This window comes from Kibdelosporangium phytohabitans, from assembly GCF_001302585.1.
Taxonomy (GTDB): Bacteria; Actinomycetota; Actinomycetes; order Mycobacteriales; family Pseudonocardiaceae; genus Kibdelosporangium; species Kibdelosporangium phytohabitans.
Window position 1 is genome coordinate 5,794,394 of the sequence record NZ_CP012752.1, and the last position, 20,452, is coordinate 5,814,845.

22 protein-coding genes are annotated in these 20,452 nt (G+C 69.7%); 8 read left to right on the forward strand and 14 right to left on the reverse strand.

Going from position 1 to position 20,452, the window contains the following annotated elements; genetic code table 11:
- Positions 1-43: 43 nt before the first annotated feature.
- From AOZ06_RS26110 to AOZ06_RS26130, 5 genes are read left to right on the forward strand one after another with little or no spacing between them, the layout of a single operon-like run.
- Entirely contained in the window at positions 44-1,120 is a 1,077-nt protein-coding gene (locus tag AOZ06_RS26110; protein ID WP_054291813.1) for an LLM class flavin-dependent oxidoreductase, read from the forward strand.
- Between the two features lie 11 nt (positions 1,121-1,131).
- Positions 1,132-2,502, forward strand: a complete 1,371-nt coding sequence (locus AOZ06_RS26115; RefSeq protein ID WP_054291814.1) for an NtaA/DmoA family FMN-dependent monooxygenase — start codon at positions 1,132-1,134, stop codon at positions 2,500-2,502.
- Positions 2,495-3,610, forward strand: a complete 1,116-nt coding sequence (locus tag AOZ06_RS26120) for an LLM class flavin-dependent oxidoreductase (RefSeq protein ID WP_054291815.1) — start codon at positions 2,495-2,497, stop codon at positions 3,608-3,610. Before AOZ06_RS26115 ends, AOZ06_RS26120 begins: the two co-directional genes overlap by 8 nt.
- Positions 3,607-4,800, forward strand: coding sequence for an LLM class flavin-dependent oxidoreductase (locus AOZ06_RS26125; protein ID WP_054291816.1), 1,194 nt, complete (start codon positions 3,607-3,609; stop codon positions 4,798-4,800). The genes AOZ06_RS26120 and AOZ06_RS26125 overlap by 4 nt, the downstream gene beginning before the upstream one ends.
- Before the next feature lie 19 nt (positions 4,801-4,819).
- Positions 4,820-5,734 carry a S66 peptidase family protein gene (locus AOZ06_RS26130; protein ID WP_063810110.1) on the forward strand — a complete coding sequence of 305 codons (915 nt, stop codon included), beginning with the start codon at positions 4,820-4,822 and terminating at the stop codon, positions 5,732-5,734.
- On the opposite strand, the gene AOZ06_RS26135 is transcribed toward AOZ06_RS26130, so the two are convergent.
- Genes AOZ06_RS26135 through AOZ06_RS26185 form a run of 11 tightly spaced genes read right to left on the reverse strand, consistent with a single transcriptional unit; the run spans position 5,709 to position 15,567 of the window.
- Positions 5,709-6,518 carry a sulfite exporter TauE/SafE family protein gene (locus AOZ06_RS26135; RefSeq protein ID WP_236952412.1) on the reverse strand — a complete coding sequence of 270 codons (810 nt, stop codon included), beginning with the start codon at positions 6,516-6,518 and terminating at the stop codon, positions 5,709-5,711. The two genes, AOZ06_RS26130 and AOZ06_RS26135, sit on opposite strands and share 26 nt — an antisense overlap.
- Positions 6,515-6,952, reverse strand: a complete 438-nt coding sequence (locus AOZ06_RS26140; protein ID WP_054291818.1) for a cupin domain-containing protein — start codon at positions 6,950-6,952, stop codon at positions 6,515-6,517. The genes AOZ06_RS26135 and AOZ06_RS26140 overlap by 4 nt, the downstream gene beginning before the upstream one ends.
- The gene (locus AOZ06_RS26145) at positions 6,949-8,121 is read right to left on the reverse strand and encodes an LLM class flavin-dependent oxidoreductase (RefSeq protein WP_054291819.1); all 1,173 of its coding nucleotides are present in this window, start codon (positions 8,119-8,121) and stop codon (positions 6,949-6,951) included. The genes AOZ06_RS26140 and AOZ06_RS26145 overlap by 4 nt, the downstream gene beginning before the upstream one ends.
- Positions 8,118-8,783 carry an LLM class flavin-dependent oxidoreductase gene (locus AOZ06_RS26150; RefSeq protein ID WP_218922065.1) on the reverse strand — a complete coding sequence of 222 codons (666 nt, stop codon included), beginning with the start codon at positions 8,781-8,783 and terminating at the stop codon, positions 8,118-8,120. Before AOZ06_RS26150 ends, AOZ06_RS26145 begins: the two co-directional genes overlap by 4 nt.
- On the reverse strand, positions 8,780-9,697 hold the full coding sequence (locus AOZ06_RS26155; protein WP_218922066.1) for an LLM class flavin-dependent oxidoreductase: 918 nt from the start codon (positions 9,695-9,697) through the stop codon (positions 8,780-8,782). The genes AOZ06_RS26150 and AOZ06_RS26155 overlap by 4 nt, the downstream gene beginning before the upstream one ends.
- Positions 9,694-10,680 carry an LLM class flavin-dependent oxidoreductase gene (locus AOZ06_RS26160; RefSeq protein WP_054291822.1) on the reverse strand — a complete coding sequence of 329 codons (987 nt, stop codon included), beginning with the start codon at positions 10,678-10,680 and terminating at the stop codon, positions 9,694-9,696. The genes AOZ06_RS26155 and AOZ06_RS26160 overlap by 4 nt, the downstream gene beginning before the upstream one ends.
- A complete protein-coding gene (locus tag AOZ06_RS26165; RefSeq protein WP_054291823.1) occupies positions 10,677-11,459 on the reverse strand; it encodes an ATP-binding cassette domain-containing protein in 783 nt (260 codons plus the stop codon). The genes AOZ06_RS26160 and AOZ06_RS26165 overlap by 4 nt, the downstream gene beginning before the upstream one ends.
- Positions 11,456-12,229, reverse strand: coding sequence for an ABC transporter ATP-binding protein (locus tag AOZ06_RS26170; protein WP_054291824.1), 774 nt, complete (start codon positions 12,227-12,229; stop codon positions 11,456-11,458). The genes AOZ06_RS26165 and AOZ06_RS26170 overlap by 4 nt, the downstream gene beginning before the upstream one ends.
- Positions 12,229-13,065 carry an ABC transporter permease gene (locus AOZ06_RS26175; protein WP_054291825.1) on the reverse strand — a complete coding sequence of 279 codons (837 nt, stop codon included), beginning with the start codon at positions 13,063-13,065 and terminating at the stop codon, positions 12,229-12,231. The genes AOZ06_RS26170 and AOZ06_RS26175 overlap by 1 nt, the downstream gene beginning before the upstream one ends.
- Positions 13,062-14,012: an ABC transporter permease gene (locus AOZ06_RS26180; protein WP_054291826.1), complete on the reverse strand. Its 951-nt coding sequence runs from the start codon at positions 14,010-14,012 to the stop codon at positions 13,062-13,064. Before AOZ06_RS26180 ends, AOZ06_RS26175 begins: the two co-directional genes overlap by 4 nt.
- Positions 14,013-14,019: 7 nt before the next feature.
- Complete coding sequence (locus tag AOZ06_RS26185; RefSeq protein ID WP_054291827.1) at positions 14,020-15,567, reverse strand: ABC transporter substrate-binding protein; 1,548 nt, start codon at positions 15,565-15,567, stop codon at positions 14,020-14,022.
- Between the two features lie 292 nt (positions 15,568-15,859).
- Here AOZ06_RS26185 and AOZ06_RS26190 point away from each other — a divergent pair, with 292 nt between their 5' ends.
- From AOZ06_RS26190 to AOZ06_RS26200, 3 genes are read left to right on the forward strand one after another with little or no spacing between them, the layout of a single operon-like run.
- Entirely contained in the window at positions 15,860-16,480 is a 621-nt protein-coding gene (locus AOZ06_RS26190) for a dihydrofolate reductase family protein (protein ID WP_054291828.1), read from the forward strand.
- Between the two features lie 36 nt (positions 16,481-16,516).
- Positions 16,517-16,840, forward strand: a complete 324-nt coding sequence (locus AOZ06_RS26195; protein ID WP_054291829.1) for a YciI family protein — start codon at positions 16,517-16,519, stop codon at positions 16,838-16,840.
- The gene (locus tag AOZ06_RS26200) at positions 16,837-18,072 is read left to right on the forward strand and encodes an RNA polymerase sigma factor (protein ID WP_054291830.1); all 1,236 of its coding nucleotides are present in this window, start codon (positions 16,837-16,839) and stop codon (positions 18,070-18,072) included. Before AOZ06_RS26195 ends, AOZ06_RS26200 begins: the two co-directional genes overlap by 4 nt.
- A gap of 40 nt (positions 18,073-18,112) precedes the next feature.
- Here AOZ06_RS26200 and AOZ06_RS26205 read toward each other — a convergent pair whose 3' ends face one another.
- The 3 genes from AOZ06_RS26205 to AOZ06_RS26215 are packed head-to-tail and all read right to left on the reverse strand — an operon-like array spanning position 18,113 to position 20,253.
- Positions 18,113-18,844 carry a hypothetical protein gene (locus AOZ06_RS26205; RefSeq protein WP_063810111.1) on the reverse strand — a complete coding sequence of 244 codons (732 nt, stop codon included), beginning with the start codon at positions 18,842-18,844 and terminating at the stop codon, positions 18,113-18,115.
- 31 nt (positions 18,845-18,875) lie between these two features.
- Positions 18,876-19,625, reverse strand: a complete 750-nt coding sequence (locus AOZ06_RS26210) for a hypothetical protein (protein WP_054291831.1) — start codon at positions 19,623-19,625, stop codon at positions 18,876-18,878.
- A 58-nt stretch (positions 19,626-19,683) separates the two neighbouring features.
- A complete protein-coding gene (locus AOZ06_RS26215) occupies positions 19,684-20,253 on the reverse strand; it encodes a hypothetical protein (protein ID WP_054291832.1) in 570 nt (189 codons plus the stop codon).
- Between the last annotated feature and the right edge of the window lie 199 nt (positions 20,254-20,452).

A 20,452-nucleotide genomic window follows, 5' to 3' on the forward strand; every position in this document is an offset into this window, starting at 1 on the left:
CGATCGCGAGTCCAGCGTCCAGCACACAGAAGGACTGCGCGAGATGACATCCGAATTCCGCCGTCAACCGCTGCATCTCGCGCTCGAAGTAGACGGTGACGGCGCGCACCCCGCCGCGTGGCGGGCGTCCGGCCGTGCACCGTCCACCGTGCTCACACCGCAGGCGATCCGTGACGTGGTCGCTCGAGCCGAAGACGGCGGTTTCACGTTGCTGACCTACGCCGACTCGCCGCTTCCGCCCAGTGCGGGGCTGGATGCCGCCGGCAGGCTGGAAGCGGTCGGGCGGGCAGCGTACAGCTCGCGGCTCACCGACCGGATCGGGCTGGCCCCCACCGCACACGCCACGACAACCGAGCCGTTTCACCTGGCGGCCCAGCTGGCCAGCCTCGACCACGCCTCCCGTGGCCGCGCGGGCTGGATCGTCGGGGCGGCCAACAGCGTCGAGGCGCTGCGCACCATCGGTGCGACGCCGCTCGCCGATCCCCGCCAGGAGGTCCTGGACGTCATCGACGTCGTGCGGCGCCTGTGGGACTCGTGGGAGGACGACGCGGTCATCAAGGACGTGCCCACCGGGCGCTACCTGGATCCGGGCAAAGTCCACCACGTCGATTTCGAAGGCCGCACGTTCTCGGTGAAGGGGCCGCTGATCACGCCACGGCCTCCACAGGGTCAAGTGGTCGTGTTCGGGCCGGACTCCCTCGACATCGCGGGCCGGGTGGACGTCGTCCTCGTCGCCGGAGCCGACTTCGATTCCCTGCGGCAGCAGGCCGACGCCGCCCGTGCGGCTGGAGCGTCGCTGGTGTTCGCCGAAGTCGAGGTGTCCGCGGACGCCGGGCAGGTGGCCGCGTTGGATCAGCACACACCGTGGGAACCCGTCGGACGGCTGCGGCATGTCGGCCCGCCGGGCGAGCTCGTGAACTTGTTGCTACGACTGACAACCGCGGTGGACGGTGTCCGCCTGCATCCCGCTGTGCTGTCGACCGACCTGCCCGTGCTGACCGGGCACGTGCTGCCGGAACTGGCCTCGGCGGGCGTGCACCAACCGCCCCAGCCACACCAAACCCTGCGTTCGGCACTCGGGCTCGCACGCCCTGTCAACCGTTACGCCACGGCCGGCTGAAGGGAACACCGATGAGCCAGCAACCGGAAGACCCGGACGCGCAAGTACACCTCGGTGTCTTCTACACCGGCGTCGGCCCGCAGTTCATCTGGGCGGACGAGTCGAACGCCCCGCACACCGAGATCGAGACCTACGTGTCGGTGGCGCGCACGCTCGAACGCGGCCTGTTCGACGCGTTCTTCCTCGGCGAAGGCCTGCGGGTACGGGAGAACCGCGGCCGGATCCACTCGCTCGACGTCGCCGGACGGCCGGACGCGATCACGCAGCTGTCCGCGCTGGCCGCCGCGACCGACCGGATCGGGCTGGTGGTCACGCAGAACACCACGTACAACTTCCCCGGTGACCTCGCCCGCAGGCTGTCCACACTGGACATATTGTCGGGCGGCCGGGCCGGGTGGAACATCGTGACCACCGACAACGCCTGGACAGGGGCGAACTTCCGCCGGGGCGGCTGGCTGGCGCACGAACGGCGGTACGAGCGGGCGAACCAGTTCGTCGAAGCGGCCAAGGCGATCTGGGACTCCTGGGACGACGACGCGGTCACGGAATCGGCCGAGGCCAAGACGTGGGCGCGTCCCGGCGCGATCAGGAGCGTCGAACGGCACACCGACCTGGTCGACCTCACGGTCACCCCGACGCTGCCCCGGAGCCCGCAGGGACGCCCGGTGCTGTTTCAGGCCGGTGACTCGCCCGGCGGACGCGATCTCGCCGCCCGGCACGCCGACGTCGTCTTCTCCGCGAACACCGAACACACGAAGGCGCTGGCGTACGCCGATGATCTACGCGCTCGCCTGAAGGCCTACGGCCGTCCCGCCAACGCCATCCGCATCCTGCCCGGGGCTTCCGTTGTTCTCGGCGACACACCGTCCGAGGCGCAGGAGCGCGCGGAGTGGGTGCGTGCGCAGCAGATCAACCCGCAGCGGGCCATCGCGTTCCTCGAGCAGTACTGGGGACGGGACCTGTCGCACTACGACCCGCACGGCCCGCTGCCGGACGTCGAACCGGTCGACGGCGAGCTCGACCCGTCACGCGGCACGATCTCCATCGAGCACCGGACGGGCAAACTCGAACGCATCCAGGGCTGGCGGGACCTCGCGGCGACCGAGCAGCTGTCCATCCACCAACTCGTGTTACGCGTGCAGCCCAGGGAGCGGGTGTTTGTCGGCACGCCGTCCCGGATCGCGGACGAATGGGTCCGATATGTCCGGACCAGGGCTGTCGACGGGTTCAACATCAGCCCGCACCTGGTGCCGTCCTCGCTGGACGACATCGTCGACAAGCTGGTGCCCGAACTCCAGGAGCGCGGCGCGTACCGCACGGCATACGAAGGCACGACGCTCCGGGAACACCTGGCCCTGCCACCGGAGGCGCGCGGTGCCTGACCTGAACCTGTCCGTGCTCGACCTGATCCCCGTCAGCTCGGGATCGAACGCGGCCGGGGCACTGCGCAACACGATCGACCTCGCGCAACACGCCGAGCGTTTCGGTTACGGGCGCTACTGGTTCGCTGAGCACCACCTCAACCCCGGTGTGGCGGGGACGTCGCCGCCGGTCGCGATCGCGCTGGTCGCCGCCGCGACCCGGAACATCCGTCTGGGTTCGGCCGGAGTGCAACTGGCACACCGCACTCCACTGGCCGTCGTGGAGGAGTTCGGGCTCATCGACGCGCTGCACCCGGGCAGGCTCGACCTCGGTCTCGGTCGCAGCGGGAAACAGCTGATCAAGGACCGCGCGGCACGTCCCGGACGAGCGCCGGTGACAGCGGGAAACGGCCTGCTGATCCCGAAACCGTTCGACTTCGGCAAGCTGGCGGCCTCGCCACGGACCGCACTGACCTTCGGACTGCTGCAGCAACCCGGCGCCCGGACACCCGACTACGGCGAGCAGGTCGACGACATCCTCGCCCTGCTGGCGGGCACCTACCGGTCGGCGGACGGCGTCGAAGGCCACGCCATCCCCGGTGAGGGCGCGCAGGTCCAGGTGTGGATCCTCGGCAGCAGCGGCGGGCAGAGCGCCGAGGTCGCCGGCCGCAACTCGCTGCGGTTCGCCGCGAACTACCACATCAGCCCGTCGTCGGTGCTGGCGGCGGTGTCCGCGTACCGCGCTGCCTTCAAACCGTCCGATCGGCTGGAACGGCCGTACGTGGCGGTTTCCGCCGATGTGGTCGTTGCCGACGACGACGCCACCGCGCGCGAGCTGGCCACCGGGTACGGCCCGTGGGTGCGGAGTATCCGCCGCGCCGAGGGCGCCATCCCGTTCCCCGCACCGGACGAAGCCGCGGCTGTGCCGTGGGGCGACGAGGACCGGGCGCTGGTCGCCGACCGCGTCGACACCCAGTTCGTCGGCTCACCCCGCACGGTCGTGGCCAAGCTGCGGCAACTGCAGGAAGCGACCGGAGCCGACGAACTCGCGGTCACCACGATCACGCACGGCCACGCGGACCGGGTCCGCTCCTACGAACTGCTGGCCACGGAATGGAGACGCGGATGACCCCCGGACCACACATCGCGGTGGCGCTGGACGGCGCCGGATGGCATCCCGCCGCCTGGCGTGAACCGGACGCCCGCCCGGCCGGCCTGTTCACCGCGGGGTACTGGGCCGACCTTGTCAGGCAAGCCGAGGCCGCGAAGCTGGACTTCGTCACCATCGAGGACGCGTTGTCGCTGCGCACCGACAAATACGCCGAGACCGTACCGGCACGCACCGACATCGCCCAGGGACGCCTGGACGCCGTGCTCATCGCGTCCCGTGTCGCGCCGCTGACCACACACATCGGACTCGTCCCGACCATCGTGGTCACCCACACCGAACCGTTCCACCTGTCGAAGGCGATCGCCACGCTCGACTACGTCAGCAACGGCCGCGCGGGCGTCCGCGTCCAGATCTCCGGCCGGGCCGACGAGAACCGGCACTTCGGCCGCCGCGAGATCGGCGAGTTCCGGCTCGACGACGCGACCCGGCCGGACACTCCCAGCGTGATCAACGACCTGTTCGACGAAGCCGCCGACTACGTGGAAGTGCTGCGGCGGCTGTGGGACAGCTGGGAGGACGACGCCGAGATCCGGGACGTGCCGACCGGCCGGTTCGTCGACCGGGACAAGCTGCACCACATCGACTTCTCCGGGAAATGGTTCTCCGTCAAGGGGCCGTCGATCACCCCGCGGCCACCGCAGGGACAGCCACCGGTCACGTCCCTGGCCCACGCCGCGGTCCCGTACCGGCTCGCCGCCCGGCAGGCCGACGTGGTGTACGTGACACCGCACGACCGCACGCAGGTCACCAGGATCATCGACGAGGTCCGCGCGCACCAACGGGATGCCGGGCGCGAACACCTGCACATCTTCGCCGACATCGAGGTTTTCCTCGGCCGCACCGCACAGGAAGCGGTGGATCGCAAGGCGCGGCTGGACGACACCGCCGGTGCCGGACACACCTCCGACGCGCTGATCTTCACCGGAACCCCGGCCGAGCTAGCCGACCTGTTGCTGGGCTGGCACGCGGCCGGACTGTCCGGGTTCCGGTTGCGCCCGGGTGCCGTGCCGCACGACCTGACCGCGATCACCGGCGGCCTGGTGCCGCGACTGCGGGCCCGCGGCGCTTTCCGGCGTGAGTACGAGGCGGGCACGTTGCGAGGTCTGCTCGGCTTTGCCAAGCCTGCCAACCGCTATGCGCGTTCCTGACGTGTGACAGGATCGTCTTGTGCCCGAACGCCCTGTGCTGCGGTCGCCCCGGCTGCGCCCGGGTGACCGCGTCCGCCTGGTGTCCCCGGCCAGTTTCCCCAGCCAGGAGCTGCTCGGCGAGTCAGCCGAGGTTCTGCGCGGGTGGGGACTGCTGGTCGAGGTCGGCGAGCACGCACTGGACCAGTGGGGATACCTGGCGGGCCGGGACGAGGACCGGCTGAGCGATCTCAACGACGCCTTCCGCGACCCCGGGGTCCGCGCCCTGTTCGCCACCCGGGGTGGCGCGGGCGCGTATCGCATCGCGGGCGGCATCGATTTCGACGCCGTGCGGGCCGATCCGAAGCCGGTCGTGGGATTCAGCGACATCACGAACCTGCACCTGGCGCTCTGGCGACACTGCGGGCTGGCCGGGGTGCACGGTTTCCTGGCCGGGCAGCGGTCGGCGACCGCCACCCGTGACCTGCTGATGAACAGCGAACCCGTTACGCTGCACCGTGATCCGGAGGCGATGACCGTCGCCGCCGAGGTGCCCGGCACGGCCACCGGGAACCTCGTCGGCGGGCATCTGGGCACGGTCGCGCACGCCGTCGGCGTGGGGCTGCCCAGTCTGGACGGCGCGATCCTGTTCGTCGAGGCGGAGCGGGCCATCGGCATCGGTCAGATCGACAGGCAACTGACGCAGCTCATCCGTTCCGGGAGCCTGCGTGGGTTGCGCGGGGTGGCACTGGGGCGGTTTCCCGGCTTCGAGGACTACGTCGACCGCGGCTGGAACCTGGTGGACGTGTTGCGGGACCGGCTGGGTGTCCTGAAGGTGCCGGTTCTCGGCGGCATCGACGCCGGCCACGGCTCGCACCCCTTGTCCCTGCCGGTGGGCCCGATCGCCGTGCTGGACACGGACGTGGGGACGCTCACTGTGCAACCGGCTGTCCGCTGAGGCCTTCGGCGAGGTACAGGATGCCCAGTCCGACGGCGAGCGCGCCGAGCAACAGCCGCAATCCCGTTTCCGGCAGGCGTGGCTGCAGTCGTGCGCCTAGGTAGCCGCCGAGCAAACCTCCCATCCCGCACAGCAGTCCCAAGAACCACTCCGGCGCGATGTCACCGGACGCGGTCAGCGACAGCACCACGTAGGTTGCGGCGCCCGCGATCGACGTCAGGAATGTGGCGGTGAGGGCGGCCGGTGCGACAGCGGCCATCGGGAGACCCAGTCCCGCGAGGACAGGCCCGAGCAGTGAACCGCCGCCGATGCCGTAAACGCCTCCGACAACGCCCGCGACCAGGCCGAGCGTGACGACAACCGTGGACGAGAGCTCCCGGCGCGGCGGGTGGCGTGTCGGCCGGCGCAGCGTCCGCAGGCACAACCAGGCACCCAGCGGCAGCAGTACCGCCGCGACGATCAACCGGAACTCCCGGGCGCCGGGGACGGCGAAAACCCTGGTCAACGCGCCGATGACGACACCGGGCAGCGTGCCGAGGACGAGCCGAACGGTCAGCGGGCTCGCCAGCGAACCGTGCCGCCGGTAGCGGAGCAGCGCACCGGGCGTCGCCACGATGTTGAACATCAAGTTGGTCGGCGTGACCGCAGGACTGGGAACCGACAGCACACTCAACTGCACCGGCAGCAGGAACACCGCCCCCGAAACCCCCACCGGCGCCGTCACCAGGGCGATCAGCAGACCGGCGCTGAACCCGGTCACGCCATGGACCCACAACTCGTTCACGCGCCGGGCTGCGGCGGAACCTCGACCGGGGCCCACAGGCTGGGCAGGTTGACCACGATGCCTTCCTGGCTGCTGCGGGAAATGATCACCACCGCCGGCTCGTCCGCGGGGTTCTCCTCGCGGTGCGGCACGTACGGCGGGACGAAGATGTAGTCGCCGGGTTCGGTCTCCAGCCGGATCTCCGCGTCGCCGTCGGCGAACACGAACACCGGGTGGCCGGACCTGACGTAGATCGCGGTCTCCGCCTCGCCGTGGTGGTGGTCGCCCGAGTTGGTGCCCGGTCCGACGTGCGTCTCGCCCATCCAGATCTTCGACGAGCCCACGGTCTTGCCGGACACCGCTTCCAGCCGGGTCATCCCGGTGGTCTGGCTGGTGTCACCGGTCAGCTCGGCGCCCCGGATGTGCCGCAACGGCTGGTGCCACGCGTCGGTCATGGTGTGCCTTCCAGTCCCAGATGTGCTCGGAGAGTAGTGCCCGTGTACTGCGTGCGGAACAGGCCACGTGCCCGCAGCGCCGGGACCACCAGTTCGGCGAAGTCGTCGAGAGTGCCGGGCAGGTAGGGGAAGACCAGGTTGAAGCCGTCGGCCGCGGGTGCGTGGAACCACTCCTCGATGTGGTCGGCGACCTGGCCGGGTGTGCCGACGACGGTGCTGGAGTCGTCGCTGATCTCCCTGGCCAGTTGCCTGATGGTCAGGCCGCGTTCCCTGGCCCGGTGGTAGACGCTGGCCTGGGTGCTCTTGGACTGGTTGGACTCGGGCAACCGGGGCAGCGGACCGTCCAGCGGGTACGTGGTCAGGTCGAAGCCGCCGAGCAGGTACGCCAGATGCGCGAGGGCGACCTGCGGCGGCATCAACGAGGTCAACGCGTCCAGTTTGGCCTGAGCCGCGCCGGCTGCCGGTGCGGTGATCACCGAGAGGGCGGGCAGGATCTTCAACCGGTCGGGGTCACGGCCCAGCCCGGCGGCCCGCTGCTTCATCTCGGCGTAGAACTCCGTCGCCTTCGCCAGGTCGCGCTGGCCGGAGAAGATCACGTCCGCGACCCGTGCGGCGAACTGCTTGCCTGCCTCGGACGCTCCGGCCTGCACGATCACCGGCTTGTGCTCCCACAGTCCGTCGACGGTGTCGAAGAACTCCTCGGCACGGGCGTAGCGGTCGCCGTGCGGCAGGTGGGCGTCCAGGCCGAAGTTCAGTGCCTCGCCGTCGTTGAGGGAGGTCACGGCGTTCCACCCGGCGCGACCCCGCGAGATCACGTTGAGCGACTCGAAGGTGCGGGCCAGGTGCCGTGGTTCGTTGTACGACGTGGACGCGGTCGCGATCAGCCCGATCCGGCTGGTCCTGGCGGCGAGCGCGGCCAGCAGGGTGGTCGGTTCGAAGGAGTCGTTGACCACCGACACCCGTGACAGGACGTCCTGGCTCTCCAGGGGCACGCCGACGAGATCAGCGAAGAACAGCGCGTCGAACGCGGCCTGTTCGGCCTTCCGCGCGAACGAAAGGACCTCGTCGAAGCGCACGCCCGCGTCCGCTTTCGCCTCCGGATGACGCCACGCGGCCAGGTATTCCCCCGGCGGTTTGAGGAAGGCGTTGAGGTGCAACTGCCGGGTCATCGGACCACCTCCGGACGTGCCAGACCGAGGTTCTCCCGCAATGTCGCCCCCGCGTACGGCCCTCGGTCGCCGAGCGTGGCCGTGTGGCCGAGGACGGCGGCCACGGTGTCGAACTCGGCCACGTCTGTCGCCCGGTCCACGAAGACGTCGCCGAGGAGTGCCGAGCCGAACTGGAAGATCACCGGATGTCCCTGCGGCGGGCGGGAGATGTTCAACGGGCCGCGCACGGTGAAGTGCTCGCCCCTGTGGTGTGGGGTGCGCAGCTGGTCCGGGTCGTAGTAGCGGGCATTGGCCTTGTCACGCAGGATCGCCTTGTCGGAGAAGCTGTCCCAGAGCTGCCGCACGACCTCGACGTACTCCGTGGTGACCAGGTCACCGTCGGCGGTGTCGATCAGCCAGCCCGCCCGGCCGCCGGAGAGGTGGTCGAGGGACGCCAGCTTGCGGGCGAGGTGGTAGGGCGCGACGCCGCTGGTGTCCGCGACCAGTCCGATGTGGTCGGTCACCGAGGCGAGGGCGGGCAGCACGACCAGCGGGTCCAGCTTCGTGTCCGACAACAGCAGCGCGTCGAATCGGGCACGTTCGAGTGCGTGGGCGATCTGGACGTAGTGGGGGAGGTCCAGTGCCCCGCCGGGGTCACGGACCAGTGCGAGAAGTGCTGTCATGGGGTCCATCCCAGTTCCGGTGCGATCTGTTTCGCGATGACCTCGAGGCGGCGCACCGCCTGGTCCAACGTGGAGCTCTCGGCCTGCACGGCGACGATCAGGTGCGTCGCCGGTCCTGCGGTGACCGGGTCGGCACGCAGGGATTCGACGATCTGCCCCGGTGTGCCGTACTGGACGTTCATCAGCCGCAACAGTTCATGGACGTCGATGCCGTCGTGGGGCGCCCACCCGGCTTCGACGTGCAATGGGAGATAACGCCGCACGTCCGGCGCCAGCTCGGCCGCGACGATGTCCTTGTCCGGGCCGGGGAACACGCCCCGGACAGCGGCTACCCGGTTGCCACCGGCCGCGCGGTGCTGGTCGGCCAGCTGGATCTGGACCTTCTCCGCCGGCCCCACACCGAGCAGCAGGCCGTGCCCCGCCCGTGCACCCGCGGCCAGGGCTTCGGACCGGAGCGTCGAGCCCCAGAGCCGGTCGGTCAGTGCCCCGTCCAGGACCTTCGTCAGAGTGAGCAGGTGCTCGTCGTAGAGGTCGTGCCGCCGGTCAGCGGCACGGCCGAACGCGGCGAACTCCTCCGGCGACGGCACCCCGCTGCCCAGCCCCAGCTCCAACCGCCCACCGGACAGGGCGTCCAGCACCAGCACGTCCTCGGCCAGCCGGATCGGGTTCTCCAACGGCAGCACGGTCACCGCGGTGCCCAGGTGGATCCGGGACGTCCGCTCCGCCGCGGCGGCCAGCAACACCAGCGGAGACGGCAGCCTGCCGTGTCCGGTCCGCAGGTGGTGCTGCGCGACCCAGCCAGACTGGTAGCCGAGTTCCTCGGCGGCGGCGAACACCTCCACGAGCTGCCGGTAGAGCGGCCCCGCCGGGACGCCCTCGCCGTGCACGTGGGTCAGGAACCCGAGGTGGATCATCGCCGCCATCCCAATGCGGGCGCGATCTCCTCGGCGATCACCCGCAGGCGTTCGACGTCGGCGCCGGGATCGGACAGTTCGTGCTGCACGACCGGCAGGAACCAGCTGTCCGGGTTGAGGTAGCCGAGCAAGGCGGGATCCGCGCGCAGACTCGCGACCACCTCAGCGGGCGTGCCGTGGTGCACGTTGATCCGCGCCAGGTAGTCGTCGACCGGCAGATCGACCAGTTCGGTCAGCCCGTGGCCGACGAACCCTGTCCGGTGGATCGCCAACGCGGGCGCGAGGTCGTCCTGGGCTGCCTGCCTGTCCTTGGCGGGGAACACCGCTCGCACGATCCCGAAGCGCGGCCGTACCGCCGTTGTCAGGTACGCCTCGGCCAGCGGCTTCTGCACGGTTTCCGGATCGTGCACGGCCGTGCCCAGCAGCAGGCCGTCGCCATGGGCGCCGATCTGCGCGGCGCGTGCGTTGTCCGACGTGGACTGCCAGATCCGGTCGGCGAGCGCCGGCACGGGAGGTTGGAGGACCAGGTCCCCGCCGGGCAACGGGTCACCTCGGAGCGCCGCTTTCAGCACGGTGAGGCGGTCGTCGAACAGTTCCCGCCGCCGGCCGGGGTCGTGGCCGAACGCGCTGAACGCCTCGTGATTGGCGCCTCCGGTGCCGAGTCCGAGTTCGAGCGCACCGCCGCTGAACGCGTCCAGCACCGCCGCGTCCTCGGCCAGCCGCAGCGGGTCCTCCAGGGGCAGCACGGTCACGGCCGTGCCGAGACGCAACCGTGGCGCACGGGCCGCCGCGGCGCCGAAGAACACCAGCGGTGACGGTAGTCGTCCGAAGTCGTCCCGGAAGTGGTGCTGCGCGACCCACCCGCCGTCGAACCCCAGCTCGTCGGCCGCCGCGAACACGTCCAGCAGCTCACGCAACACGGTCGTGCTGTCCTTGCCCGGCCCGTGCACGTGGGTGAGGAAGCCGAGTTTGAAAGCGGTCATCCGTTCTCCTCGGGAAGGCGGGGCACGGCACGCAGCAATGCCTGGGTGTAGGGGTGGCGGGGATCGCTCAGCACGGTTGACGTCGCACCGCGCTCCACGACTTCGCCGTCCTTGAGCACGATCAGCTGGTCGCACAGCTGGTTGACCACGCCGATGTCGTGCGACACGAGGATCAGCGTCAGCCCGAACCGCGCGATCAGGTCACGCACGATGCCGATGACCTGGGCCCGCACGGACGCGTCCAGCGCGGAGAACGGTTCGTCCCCGACGAGCACTTTCGGGTGCGGGGCGAGCGCGCGGGCGATGGCGATGCGTTGCCGTTGCCCGCCGGAGAACTCGTGCGGGTACCGTCTGACCGAGCCGGGCTCCATGCCCACCGCGGCCAGGACCTCCGCCACCCGTTCGTCGTGGTCGCCGGGGATCCGCAGGCACTCCAACGGCTCCGCGACGATGTCGCGCACGAGCATCCGCGGGTCCAGCGAGCCGAGCGGGTCCTGCAGGACGACCTGGACCTCGCGGCGGTACCACGTCAGGTCCTTCCCGGCGACCTCGCGACCGCGGTACCGCACCACACCGGAATCCGGCCGGTCCAGCGCGAGCAGCAGGCGCAGCAGCGTCGACTTCCCCGAGCCCGACTCACCCACGATGCCCAGGCGTTCGCCGTCCGCCAAGTTCAGGCTGACGTCACGGACCGCGTCGCGGTACGCCGTGGTCACGGACAACGACCTCCGGGGGAGTCGATATCGCCGGTTCAACCCGTCGGCTGTCAACAAGGTCATAGTGACTCCATCCGGGCGAGGTCCAGCAGACGCTTCGTGTACGGGTGCCGAGGCGAGCGGAGAAGCCCGGCCAACGGACCTTGCTCCAGCAACACACCGGAACCGAGCACCGCGACCCGCTGCACCATCTGGGCGAGCACGGCCAAGTCGTGCGTGATGAACACCAGGGCAGTGCCCTCGTCGGCCACCAGCCGCCGCAACAGCTCCAGGATTTCGGCTTGCACGGTCACGTCCAGGGCGGTGGTCGGCTCGTCGGCGATCAGCAGGCTCGGACGGCAGGCCAGCGCGATCGCGATACCGACCCGCTGCCGCTGCCCACCGGACAGTTGGTGCGGGTAGGCCCGCACTGCCCGGTCCGGGTCGGGCAGCCCGACCTTCGCCGCCAGAGCCACCGCTTCAGCCAGGGCTTTGCCTTTCGAGTACCCGTGGTGCAGGCGCAACGGTTCGGCGATCTGCCTGCCGACGCGCATCAGCGGGTTCAACGCCGACAACGGTTCCTGGAACACCATGGCCATCCGCGTGCCGCGAATCCCGGCCAAGGCCTTGTCACCGAGCCCGGTCAGCTCGGTGCCGTCCAGCCGGACACTGCCGGTGACGGTCGCGTTGTCCGGCAACAGTCCCAGAATGGCCAACGCGGTCATCGACTTGCCGGAGCCGGACTCGCCGATGACGCCGAGCCGCTGTCCGGCGTCCAGGTCGAGGCTGATCCCGTCCAGCACCTTCTTTTGACCGATGTGGACGGTCAGATCGGTGATCTCCAGGAGCGCCATCAGCCTGGCACCCCGCTTCGCAGCCGCGGATCGGTCACGTCCCGCAGCGCGTCACCGAGCAGGTTCAGCCCCACCACGGTCACGGCCACCGCCGCGCCCGGCCAGATCACCAGCAACGGCCGGGCGGCGATGTAGGCCTGTTGTTCGTGCAGCATCCCGCCCCAGGACGGTGTCGACGGTGAACTGCCGTACCCGAGATAGGTCAACGCGGCCTCGGTGAGCACGGCGAGCGCCATCACCAGCGACAGCTGGACGATCAACGTCGGGGCGATGTTCGGCAACAGGTGCTTGCGCACGATCCGGCCGGTGCGCGCCCCGGCCGCCCGCGCGGCGAGCACGTAGTCGCTGGTCAGCACGTTCGCCAGCTCGGCCCGTGTCACACGGGCCACGCCGACACCGAACCCGATGCCGATCGCCGCCACCACGGTCGCCAGCGAGCTGCCGTACACCGCCGCGAGCACCATCGCCAGCAGCAGCGTCGGGAACGCGATCAGGATGTCGATCAGCTGCACAACCGGCCCACTGACCCACCGCGGACTCAACACGGCAGCGAGCGCCAAGACCAGCCCGACCACCGCCGCGGTCGCGGCCGAAGCCACCGCGGCGACGAGCGTTTCCCGTGCACCGGCCATCAGCTGGCTGAACTGGTCGTGTCCTATTCGGTCCGTGCCGAGCAAGTGCCCTTGCTGCAACGGCAGCAGCCACGACTCGGACGGGTTGGTCGCCAGCGGATCGAACGGGGTCCACCAGATCGACACCACCCCACCGGCCACCAGCAAGGCCAGCACGATCAGGCCGAACACGCCCGACGGGCGACGCAGCAGAGCCGCGATCACGACGCGTCCCGCAGCCGCGGGTCGATCAGCCGGTGCACCACGTCGATCAGGAAACCGATCAGCAGCACGGCCGCGACCACCAGGAACACCTCACCCTGCACCTTCACCAGGTCACGGTTGCCCACGTCGGTCACCAGCATCCCGCCGACCCCGGGCAACGTGAACACCCGCTCGATCACCACCGTGCCCACGATCAACGCCGCCAACTGCAGGCCGAGCACCGACACCACGGGCAACGCGGCGTTGCGGAACCCGTGACGCAGCAGCGCTTGCGTCTTCGTCAGGCCTTTGGCCCGCGCGGTGCGCACGTAGTCGGCGTGCAACACGCCCAATACAGCGGAACGCACGAATCTCAACAGCACCGCGCCTTCTGTGAGTCCCAACGCGATACACGGCAACACCAGACTGTGCAGCGCCCGTCCGGGTTCTTCCCACCTGTCGACCGGGAATCCCTGTGCGGGCAACCAACCCAGCTGCACCGAGAAGACCAGGACGAGCACGAGGCCGAGCCACAGCGTCGGAACCGCGATGCCCAGCTGGGACACGGCGCTGATCCCGCTGCCCACCGGGCTGCGGTGTCGAACCGCGGCCCACGTGCCGAACGGGACCGCGATCGCCAGCGAGATCACCACCGCCCCGGCGATCAGCGGTGCCGTCACTTCGAGCTTGCGTCCCAGCTCCGCGCCGACGGACGTGCCGTTGAGCTGGGACCGCCCGAAGTCCCCGGCCAGCACACCGGACACCCACGACAGGTACTGCCCGGTCAGCGGCCTGTCCAAGCCGAGCCCCGACCGGATCGCCGCCAGCTGCTCGGGGGTGGCCTGGATGCCACCGATCGTCGCGGCCACGTCACCCGGCAACAGGCGTAGCAGCAGGAAAACGAGCACGCTCGCGACGACCAGCGCCAGCACGAGCAACGCGAACCGGCGCAGCACGTACAGCATCACCGGCCAGTCACTTCGCGACTGCCAACCCGCTCAGGTTGTACCGGTTGCTGGTTTCCGCCTGCGGTACGCCGAAAACGCCCTTCCGCACGACACTGTGGGTCTGGCTGAGGAACAACCAGTCCGTCGCAGCGTCCTCGGCGATCTGCCTGCCGGCCTTCTTGAGCAGCTGGTCGCGTTCGCCGTCCGTGGCCGCGGTCTGCGCCTGCGTGTACCACTGCTGGACCTGCTTGTTGTCGTAACCGAAGTAGTAGGCCGGTTTGGTGTAGTTGACCAGGTCACGCGGTTCGGCGTGGCTGACGAGGCTGAGCTGGAAGTCCTGGTCGCGGTACACCTGCGTCAACCAGGTCTGGAACTCGACCTGGCGCACGGTGAGCGTCACCCCCGCCTGCTTGAGGTTCGACACCAGGACATCGCTGATCGCCCGCTGGTAGAAGCTGGGAACGGTCAACGTCAGCGACAACCCGTCGGCGTACCCGGCGTCGGCGAGGAGTTTCTTCGCGCCGTCCAGGTTGTAGGCGTCGATCGAGGTCAGGTCCTCGTACCACGGGTCCTGCGGTGGGACCGCGCTGCCGATCGCCGTCCCGGCGCCGACCGCTTTGATCACGTCCTGCTTGTTGATGGCCTGACGGATCGCGTGCCGCACGGCCGGCTTGTCGAACGGCGCCTTCCTTGCGTTGAACGCCAACGTGAACTTGTCGGTCGTCGTGCCGCGGTGCACGGTGAAGTCGTCACGGCCCGTGAACGGTTGCAACAGCGTGGGGTCAGCCGCGGACTGGACGTCGGTCTGACCCGTCACCTGCGCGTTGTTGGCCGCGCTGGTCTCGGGGATGTAGTGCAGCACCACCTTGGCGACCTTGGGTTTCGGGCCGTGGTGGTTCTCGTTGCGGGTCAACGTGATCGACGCGCCGCGGTTCCACTGGGATAGGGTGAACGGCCCTGAGCCGTTCGCTGTGCCGTCCAGTGCGGCGAAGTCGGTGCCCTTCTTGTAGACGATCCCGCCCCGCTGAGCGAGGTTCCACAGCAGGAAAGTGTCCCGCTGCTTGAGCGTGACCACGACCGTCGCCGGGTCCGGCGCGGAAACCCCGGAGACCGAGGCGAACTCGGCCGCCCGCACGGACTTGGAGCCGGGCGCGGTCTGCTGGCCGAGCGACCACACGACGTCATCGGCGGTCAACGGCGACCCGTCGTGGAACTTGGCACCCTTGACCAGGTGGAAGGTGTACGTCAAACCGTCGGGGGCCAGCTCGTACGAGGACGCCAGCGCGGGCACGATCTTGTCGTTGGCGCTCGTGTCGATGCTCAGCAGGCCCTGGTAGACGTTGTCGAGCAGGATCTGGTCCAGTGCGGCGCCCGCGGTGCCGAAGATGTTGAGGCTGGTGGGTTCCAGCACCAGCCGGATGTCCACTACCGCGCCGGTGTCCAGCTGGTCGTCGGGAGGCGTCGTCGCCTGACTGGCCGTGGTTGCCGCGCCGGTCCCCGCGGGTGGCGCACCCGTACCGCACGCGCTGCTCAAACCCAGCGCGGCAATGACTGTCAACAAGGTCAGGCGTTTCACACGCGCAGCGTATTTCGCAAGATGGCGTTTCCACCGCCGTCTCACATCGCGGGAGATCGGGGCGGGCCGGCGATGTTGTCGGCGACAGGACCGGCAGGTGCTGATATTCCACACTGGACTCATGTCCGTGCCGCCGTCAGCGTGGCGCCACGCGGTCATCGGCACAGCCCGGCGGCGTCCGGAAAAACTCTTCGAAGAAATCCGCGGGCCGGTGTCGGATCGGGCCGGGGGCGTTCGTAGCAGGGGTGAGACCGCCCGCAGGGGGCGGCGCCGAGGCGGAGGAACCGCGACCATGAAGCTGACGACCATGACCCAGATCACCGTCGACGGAGTGATGCAGGGAAACGGCGGCGCGTCGGACGAGGACCGCAGGAACGGATTCGAGCGCGGGGGATGGGCCCTGGGGAAGGGCGACAAGGACACCACCGCGTTCATCAACCAGACCTACGACAGCGCCGACGCGTTCCTGTTCGGCCGACGGACCTACGAGCTGTTCGCCGAGTCGTGGGGAACCTTGACGGCCCAGGATGTTCCCGGCTGGGAGCCCGTCATGCGGGCGTTGAACGCACGGCCCAAGTACGTCGTGTCGGCCACGCTCACCGACCCGGCCTGGTCGGGCAGCACCGTCCTGTCCGGCGACCTCGCGACCGCCATCGCGGACCTGAAGGCGAAACCGGGTGGTGAGCTGCAGGTGCACGGCAGCGGTGCCCTGGTCCGGTGGCTGCTGGCCAACGACCTGGTCGACGAGCTGACGTTGATCGTGATCCCGGTGGTCCTCGGCCAGGGCGCGCGGCTGTTCCCGCAGACCGGCCCGGATGCCGCGCTCGACCTGGTCCGGTCGCGGACCGACTCGAAGGGCGTGACGATCCAGGTGTACCGGCCTGCCGGTCGCCCGCGGTATGCCACCGTCTGACCACGCCGTCTTGACACCACAGGAGATGATCTTCAGATGCAATACCTGGTTTCCGTGATCGATGACAAGAGCAACCCCGGCAGCACGGACAGGCAGCCCGCCATCAGCGAGTTCAACGAACGGCTGATCGCCGGGGGCTACTGGGTCTTCGCGGGCGGACTCGCGGACACCGACTCGGCCACGGTGATCGACAACCGGGGCGAGCAGGCTGTCTTCAGCGACGGGCCCTTCGTGGAGTCGAAGGAGTACCTCGCCGGCGTCTGGGTGTGGGAGGCCCCCGACCTGGATGTGGCGCTCAAGCTCGCCACCGAGGCGTCGAAGATCTGCGATCGGAAGATCGAGGTGCGACCGTTCCGGTGAGCGACGTCGACGAGGTGATCACCCGTGCCCACCACGACGAGTGGGCGCGGGTGGTAGCCGCCCTGACCAGGCGTTTCAGTGACCTGGACATCGCAGAGGAGGCGGCGGCCGAGGCGTTCGCGACCGCCGTCGAGCGGTGGCCGGTCGTCGGCGTGCCGGCGAACCCCGGTGCGTGGCTGACCACGACCGCCAACCGCAAGGCCATCGACCGGATCCGCCGTGAGAACAAGCGCGACGACAAGCACAAGGAGGCTCAGATGGTGCACGACGATGACCCGCCCGAGCCTCTCGGTGCCATCGACGACGACCGGCTGCGACTGATCTTCACCTGTTGTCACCCAGCGTTGGCGATGGAAGCCCGCCTGGCGCTGACGCTGCGCATGGTCGGCGGCCTGACCGTGCCGGAGATCGCTCGCGCCTTCCTGGCGACCGAGAGTGCGATGGGGCAGCGCATCACCCGCGCGAAGTCGAAGATCAAGGCTGCTCGCATCCCGTACCGGATGCCGTCCGCCGAGGACCTCCCGGCACGCGTGACCGGCGTGCTCGCTGTCGTCTTCCTCGTCTTCAACGAGGGCTACCTGGCGACCGGGCCCGGCACCGATCCGGTGCGTCACGACCTGACCACCGAGGCGATCCGGCTGACCCGCCTGATCCGCGTGCTCCTGCCGCGGGACGGGGAAGTGGCCGGGCTGCTGGCGCTGATGCTCCTCACCGAGGCCCGCCGCGCCGCCCGGGTCTCGGGCAGCGGCGAACTGGTCGCTCTCGACGAGCAGGACCGGGGCGCCTGGGATGCCGGCCTGATCGCCGAGGGGCACCGGCTGGTCCGCGAACGCCTCGCCGCTGCCGCCGCCGGGGTGGCGCCGGGCCGTTACCAGATCCTCGCCGCGATCAACGCCGTGCACACCTCAGCCCGCGACAGCCGCGACACCGACTGGTCACAGGTCCTCGCTCTCTACGACCGGCTCGTCCGGCTGGACCCGTCCCCGATCGTCGCCCTCAACCGGGCCATCGCCGTGGCCGAACTCGACGGGCCGGAAGTGGCACTGGCCATCGTCGACCGCCTGGCCGAGGCGCTGGCCGGCTACCACGCGTACCACGTCACCCGTGCCGACCTGCTGCGCCGGCTGGGCCGCGGCCAGGAATCACGCGCGGCCTACGACAAAGCCATCGACCTGGCAGGCAACACGGCCGAGACCGCCTACCTGACCCGCCGCCGCGACCAACTGCGGTAGGTCCGCGCACAGCAGAAGGGCGACTCCGGAGTAGGCGAGCCTAGAGCGGGTCGAGGTCGGCGCGGTCGATCTTGCGGTGGAACCGCATCCCGGCCAAGCCACCGAGGATCGCGCCGACGAGGGCGACCGCGAGTGCGATGGCCGCGCCGACGATGGCGGTGAGGGCGAGGTCGCCGCCATTGACGGACAGCTGCGGCAGTCCGTCGACGTTGCGCAGCGCGTCGAATCGGCTACCGGCGATCGCGGCGAGGATCGCGACGACGATGGTGATGACGATCGTCCACACCCAGACCGCGATGCCTTGTTTCACACCGTTGAACCGCGCCATCCGACCGGCTACGTAACCACCGCAGTAGTAGGCGATCAGCAGCACCGCGGCGGCGACGATGGCGCTGACGATGCCGCCGGTCTGCGTCACGTCGATGTTCTGGCCGCCTGTCTGACCCAGACCGCCGGTGATGGACAGGCCGATCGCGCCACCCACCGCCGCGAGGAGCACAGCCGTCCCGATCGCGGTGAGCCAGCCGAAGAAGGCCGCGCCCCACTTGATGCCACCGAACCGGTCCTTCTGCCGGGACAGGACATCACCGCGCGAGGGCTCGGAGTAGTAGTCAGGCTCGCTCGCGGCGACCTCCGAGCGCCGGTCGGAGGTGGGCAGGCCGCCCGGTGGGCTCTGTGTCGATGCCCTGTCCGGAGCGGAATTCTCGTTGGCCTGCAACGGTGCGGGGGTGATGTTGTCGCGGTGGGCGCCGCGACCGGGTTTGGTGCTCACGCGTTCTCCCGAATGGGTTGGCCGGGTCAGGTCAGGCGGTGGCCGGGCGGGGAGTGATCCCGGCCGAGGTGGGGGATTCGATCGGTGGCACAGCGCCTGGTTCACGTGCGTGCCGCGACTGCGATCCGACGTCGGTGGACAGGTACCTGCCAGGGTCGCTTCCGGCGCGTGGTCCGGTGTTCAACCACCGGGCGAACGCGTCGGGATCCCGGCGTTCGAACTCGTCGAGCAGGCGGACCCACAAGTCGAAAACGGCCCAGTGGCCGAGGCTGGTGGGCGGCAGATCCCGCAGCAGCCAGTAGGTGCGCTGCCACGCCGCACGCAGTGTGTCGGTGGACGCTGTCGCCGTGTTGATGTCGAATGTCCGCTGCGCCGGACGGCAAGGCTGCGGTTGCTCGACGAGGACGGCGCGGGGAGCCACCGCGGCGCTCACGAGTGGCACGTGAGACGTGACGGGGTTGGCTCGACGGCGAAGCCACACCGCCACCACGGCAGCGGCCCACAACAACAGGGCAGCGGCGGCAATGGCGCCGAGCAGGACGATCAGCCCCGTCACGACCAGGCTGGCCGCCATCATCGCGGCGGACAGGGCAGCGCCGAGGCGCCACACGTTGACGCTGTCAGGTCGCGCGCTTTGTATGTACAGCGCGACAAGCGATCCGACGAACGCTGCCAGCACCATCCACGCGATAAGCGCGCCGCCCGGAACGGCCAACAAGCCGATCACCGCCAGCACGCACCCGACAGCGAATGCCGCGGCGCTACAGAAACGGCTCAGCATGACGATCTCCGGAAACTAGGAACCACGGTAGTGACCCCACTCGCTCACGCGGCCGGTCTCAGCCCGCGGCACGAAGCCACCGACCCGGACGGGTGATCACCTCAGCCAGTTGCCGGTCGGACCGCTGCTGCTCGCCGGCCAGTGCCGTGAGCACCGAGACGCCGCAGGTGAGAGCCGGGATCAGCCATTGGCAGGTGTCCAACTGCTGCTGGATGTGCGCGACCTCCGCGGGAGTGGATTTCGCCGGGGTGGTGCCGCCCTTGACCGCGACACCTTCGGCGGCGCGCAGCTTCCGGCCCAACGCCCCGCTGTAGCCGGTGGCGGCCAGCGCGGCTCCGGTCAGCATGAGTTTGGCGACGGTCTGCGCGGCCACCCCGCGCTGACCGGCGACGCGGTCCCGGTTCGTCCACAGCAGCACCGTCCCGCCCAGCAGGTGCACCCCGACGGCGACGGCGTTCACCGGCGCCCAGCGGGCCCAGCCGGCGTTGGCGACGGTCAGCCGCATCGTGGGGTCCGGAAGGTCCGCGGCGGCGCCGTTGACCGCGACCGCTCCGGCGAGGGACCCGCCGAACCACGCGGCGAGGCCGACATCGTGCATGGCGCGGACGAGGGTGTTGCGCTGGGACATGATTTTCCTCCAGGTGCGGACACGTGCCGGTGTGCGGGAAGGGCAGCGGCCGTACGACGGCCTGTGGGAGCCGTTGTCGCGCTTGCCACCGAGATGATCGTGGGTGGAATCCCGTACCGTCGTGGTCGATGTCGAAGCACCGGGGTCCTGGGCGCTGAGAAGCCTGTTATAGCTCTGTGTGAGATGGGTGCCCCTGCCG

Bases quoted from the DNA above. Each gene is read 5' to 3' on its own strand.
- AOZ06_RS26110 (WP_054291813.1), top strand. From the start codon at position 44: ATGACATCCGAATTCCGCCGTCAACCGCTGCATCTCGCGCTCGAAGTA.
- AOZ06_RS26115 (WP_054291814.1), top strand. From the start codon at position 1,132: ATGAGCCAGCAACCGGAAGACCCGGACGCGCAAGTACACCTCGGTGTC.
- AOZ06_RS26125 (WP_054291816.1), top strand. From the start codon at position 3,607: ATGACCCCCGGACCACACATCGCGGTGGCGCTGGACGGCGCCGGATGG.
- AOZ06_RS26140 (WP_054291818.1), bottom strand. From the start codon at position 6,952: ATGACCGACGCGTGGCACCAGCCGTTGCGGCACATCCGGGGCGCCGAG.
- AOZ06_RS26145 (WP_054291819.1), bottom strand. From the start codon at position 8,121: ATGACCCGGCAGTTGCACCTCAACGCCTTCCTCAAACCGCCGGGGGAA.
- AOZ06_RS26150 (WP_218922065.1), bottom strand. From the start codon at position 8,783: ATGACAGCACTTCTCGCACTGGTCCGTGACCCCGGCGGGGCACTGGAC.
- AOZ06_RS26155 (WP_218922066.1), bottom strand. From the start codon at position 9,697: ATGATCCACCTCGGGTTCCTGACCCACGTGCACGGCGAGGGCGTCCCG.
- AOZ06_RS26160 (WP_054291822.1), bottom strand. From the start codon at position 10,680: ATGACCGCTTTCAAACTCGGCTTCCTCACCCACGTGCACGGGCCGGGC.
- AOZ06_RS26165 (WP_054291823.1), bottom strand. From the start codon at position 11,459: ATGACCTTGTTGACAGCCGACGGGTTGAACCGGCGATATCGACTCCCC.
- AOZ06_RS26170 (WP_054291824.1), bottom strand. From the start codon at position 12,229: ATGGCGCTCCTGGAGATCACCGATCTGACCGTCCACATCGGTCAAAAG.
- AOZ06_RS26190 (WP_054291828.1), top strand. From the start codon at position 15,860: ATGAAGCTGACGACCATGACCCAGATCACCGTCGACGGAGTGATGCAG.
- AOZ06_RS26195 (WP_054291829.1), top strand. From the start codon at position 16,517: ATGCAATACCTGGTTTCCGTGATCGATGACAAGAGCAACCCCGGCAGC.
- AOZ06_RS26210 (WP_054291831.1), bottom strand. From the start codon at position 19,625: ATGCTGAGCCGTTTCTGTAGCGCCGCGGCATTCGCTGTCGGGTGCGTG.
- AOZ06_RS26215 (WP_054291832.1), bottom strand. From the start codon at position 20,253: ATGTCCCAGCGCAACACCCTCGTCCGCGCCATGCACGATGTCGGCCTC.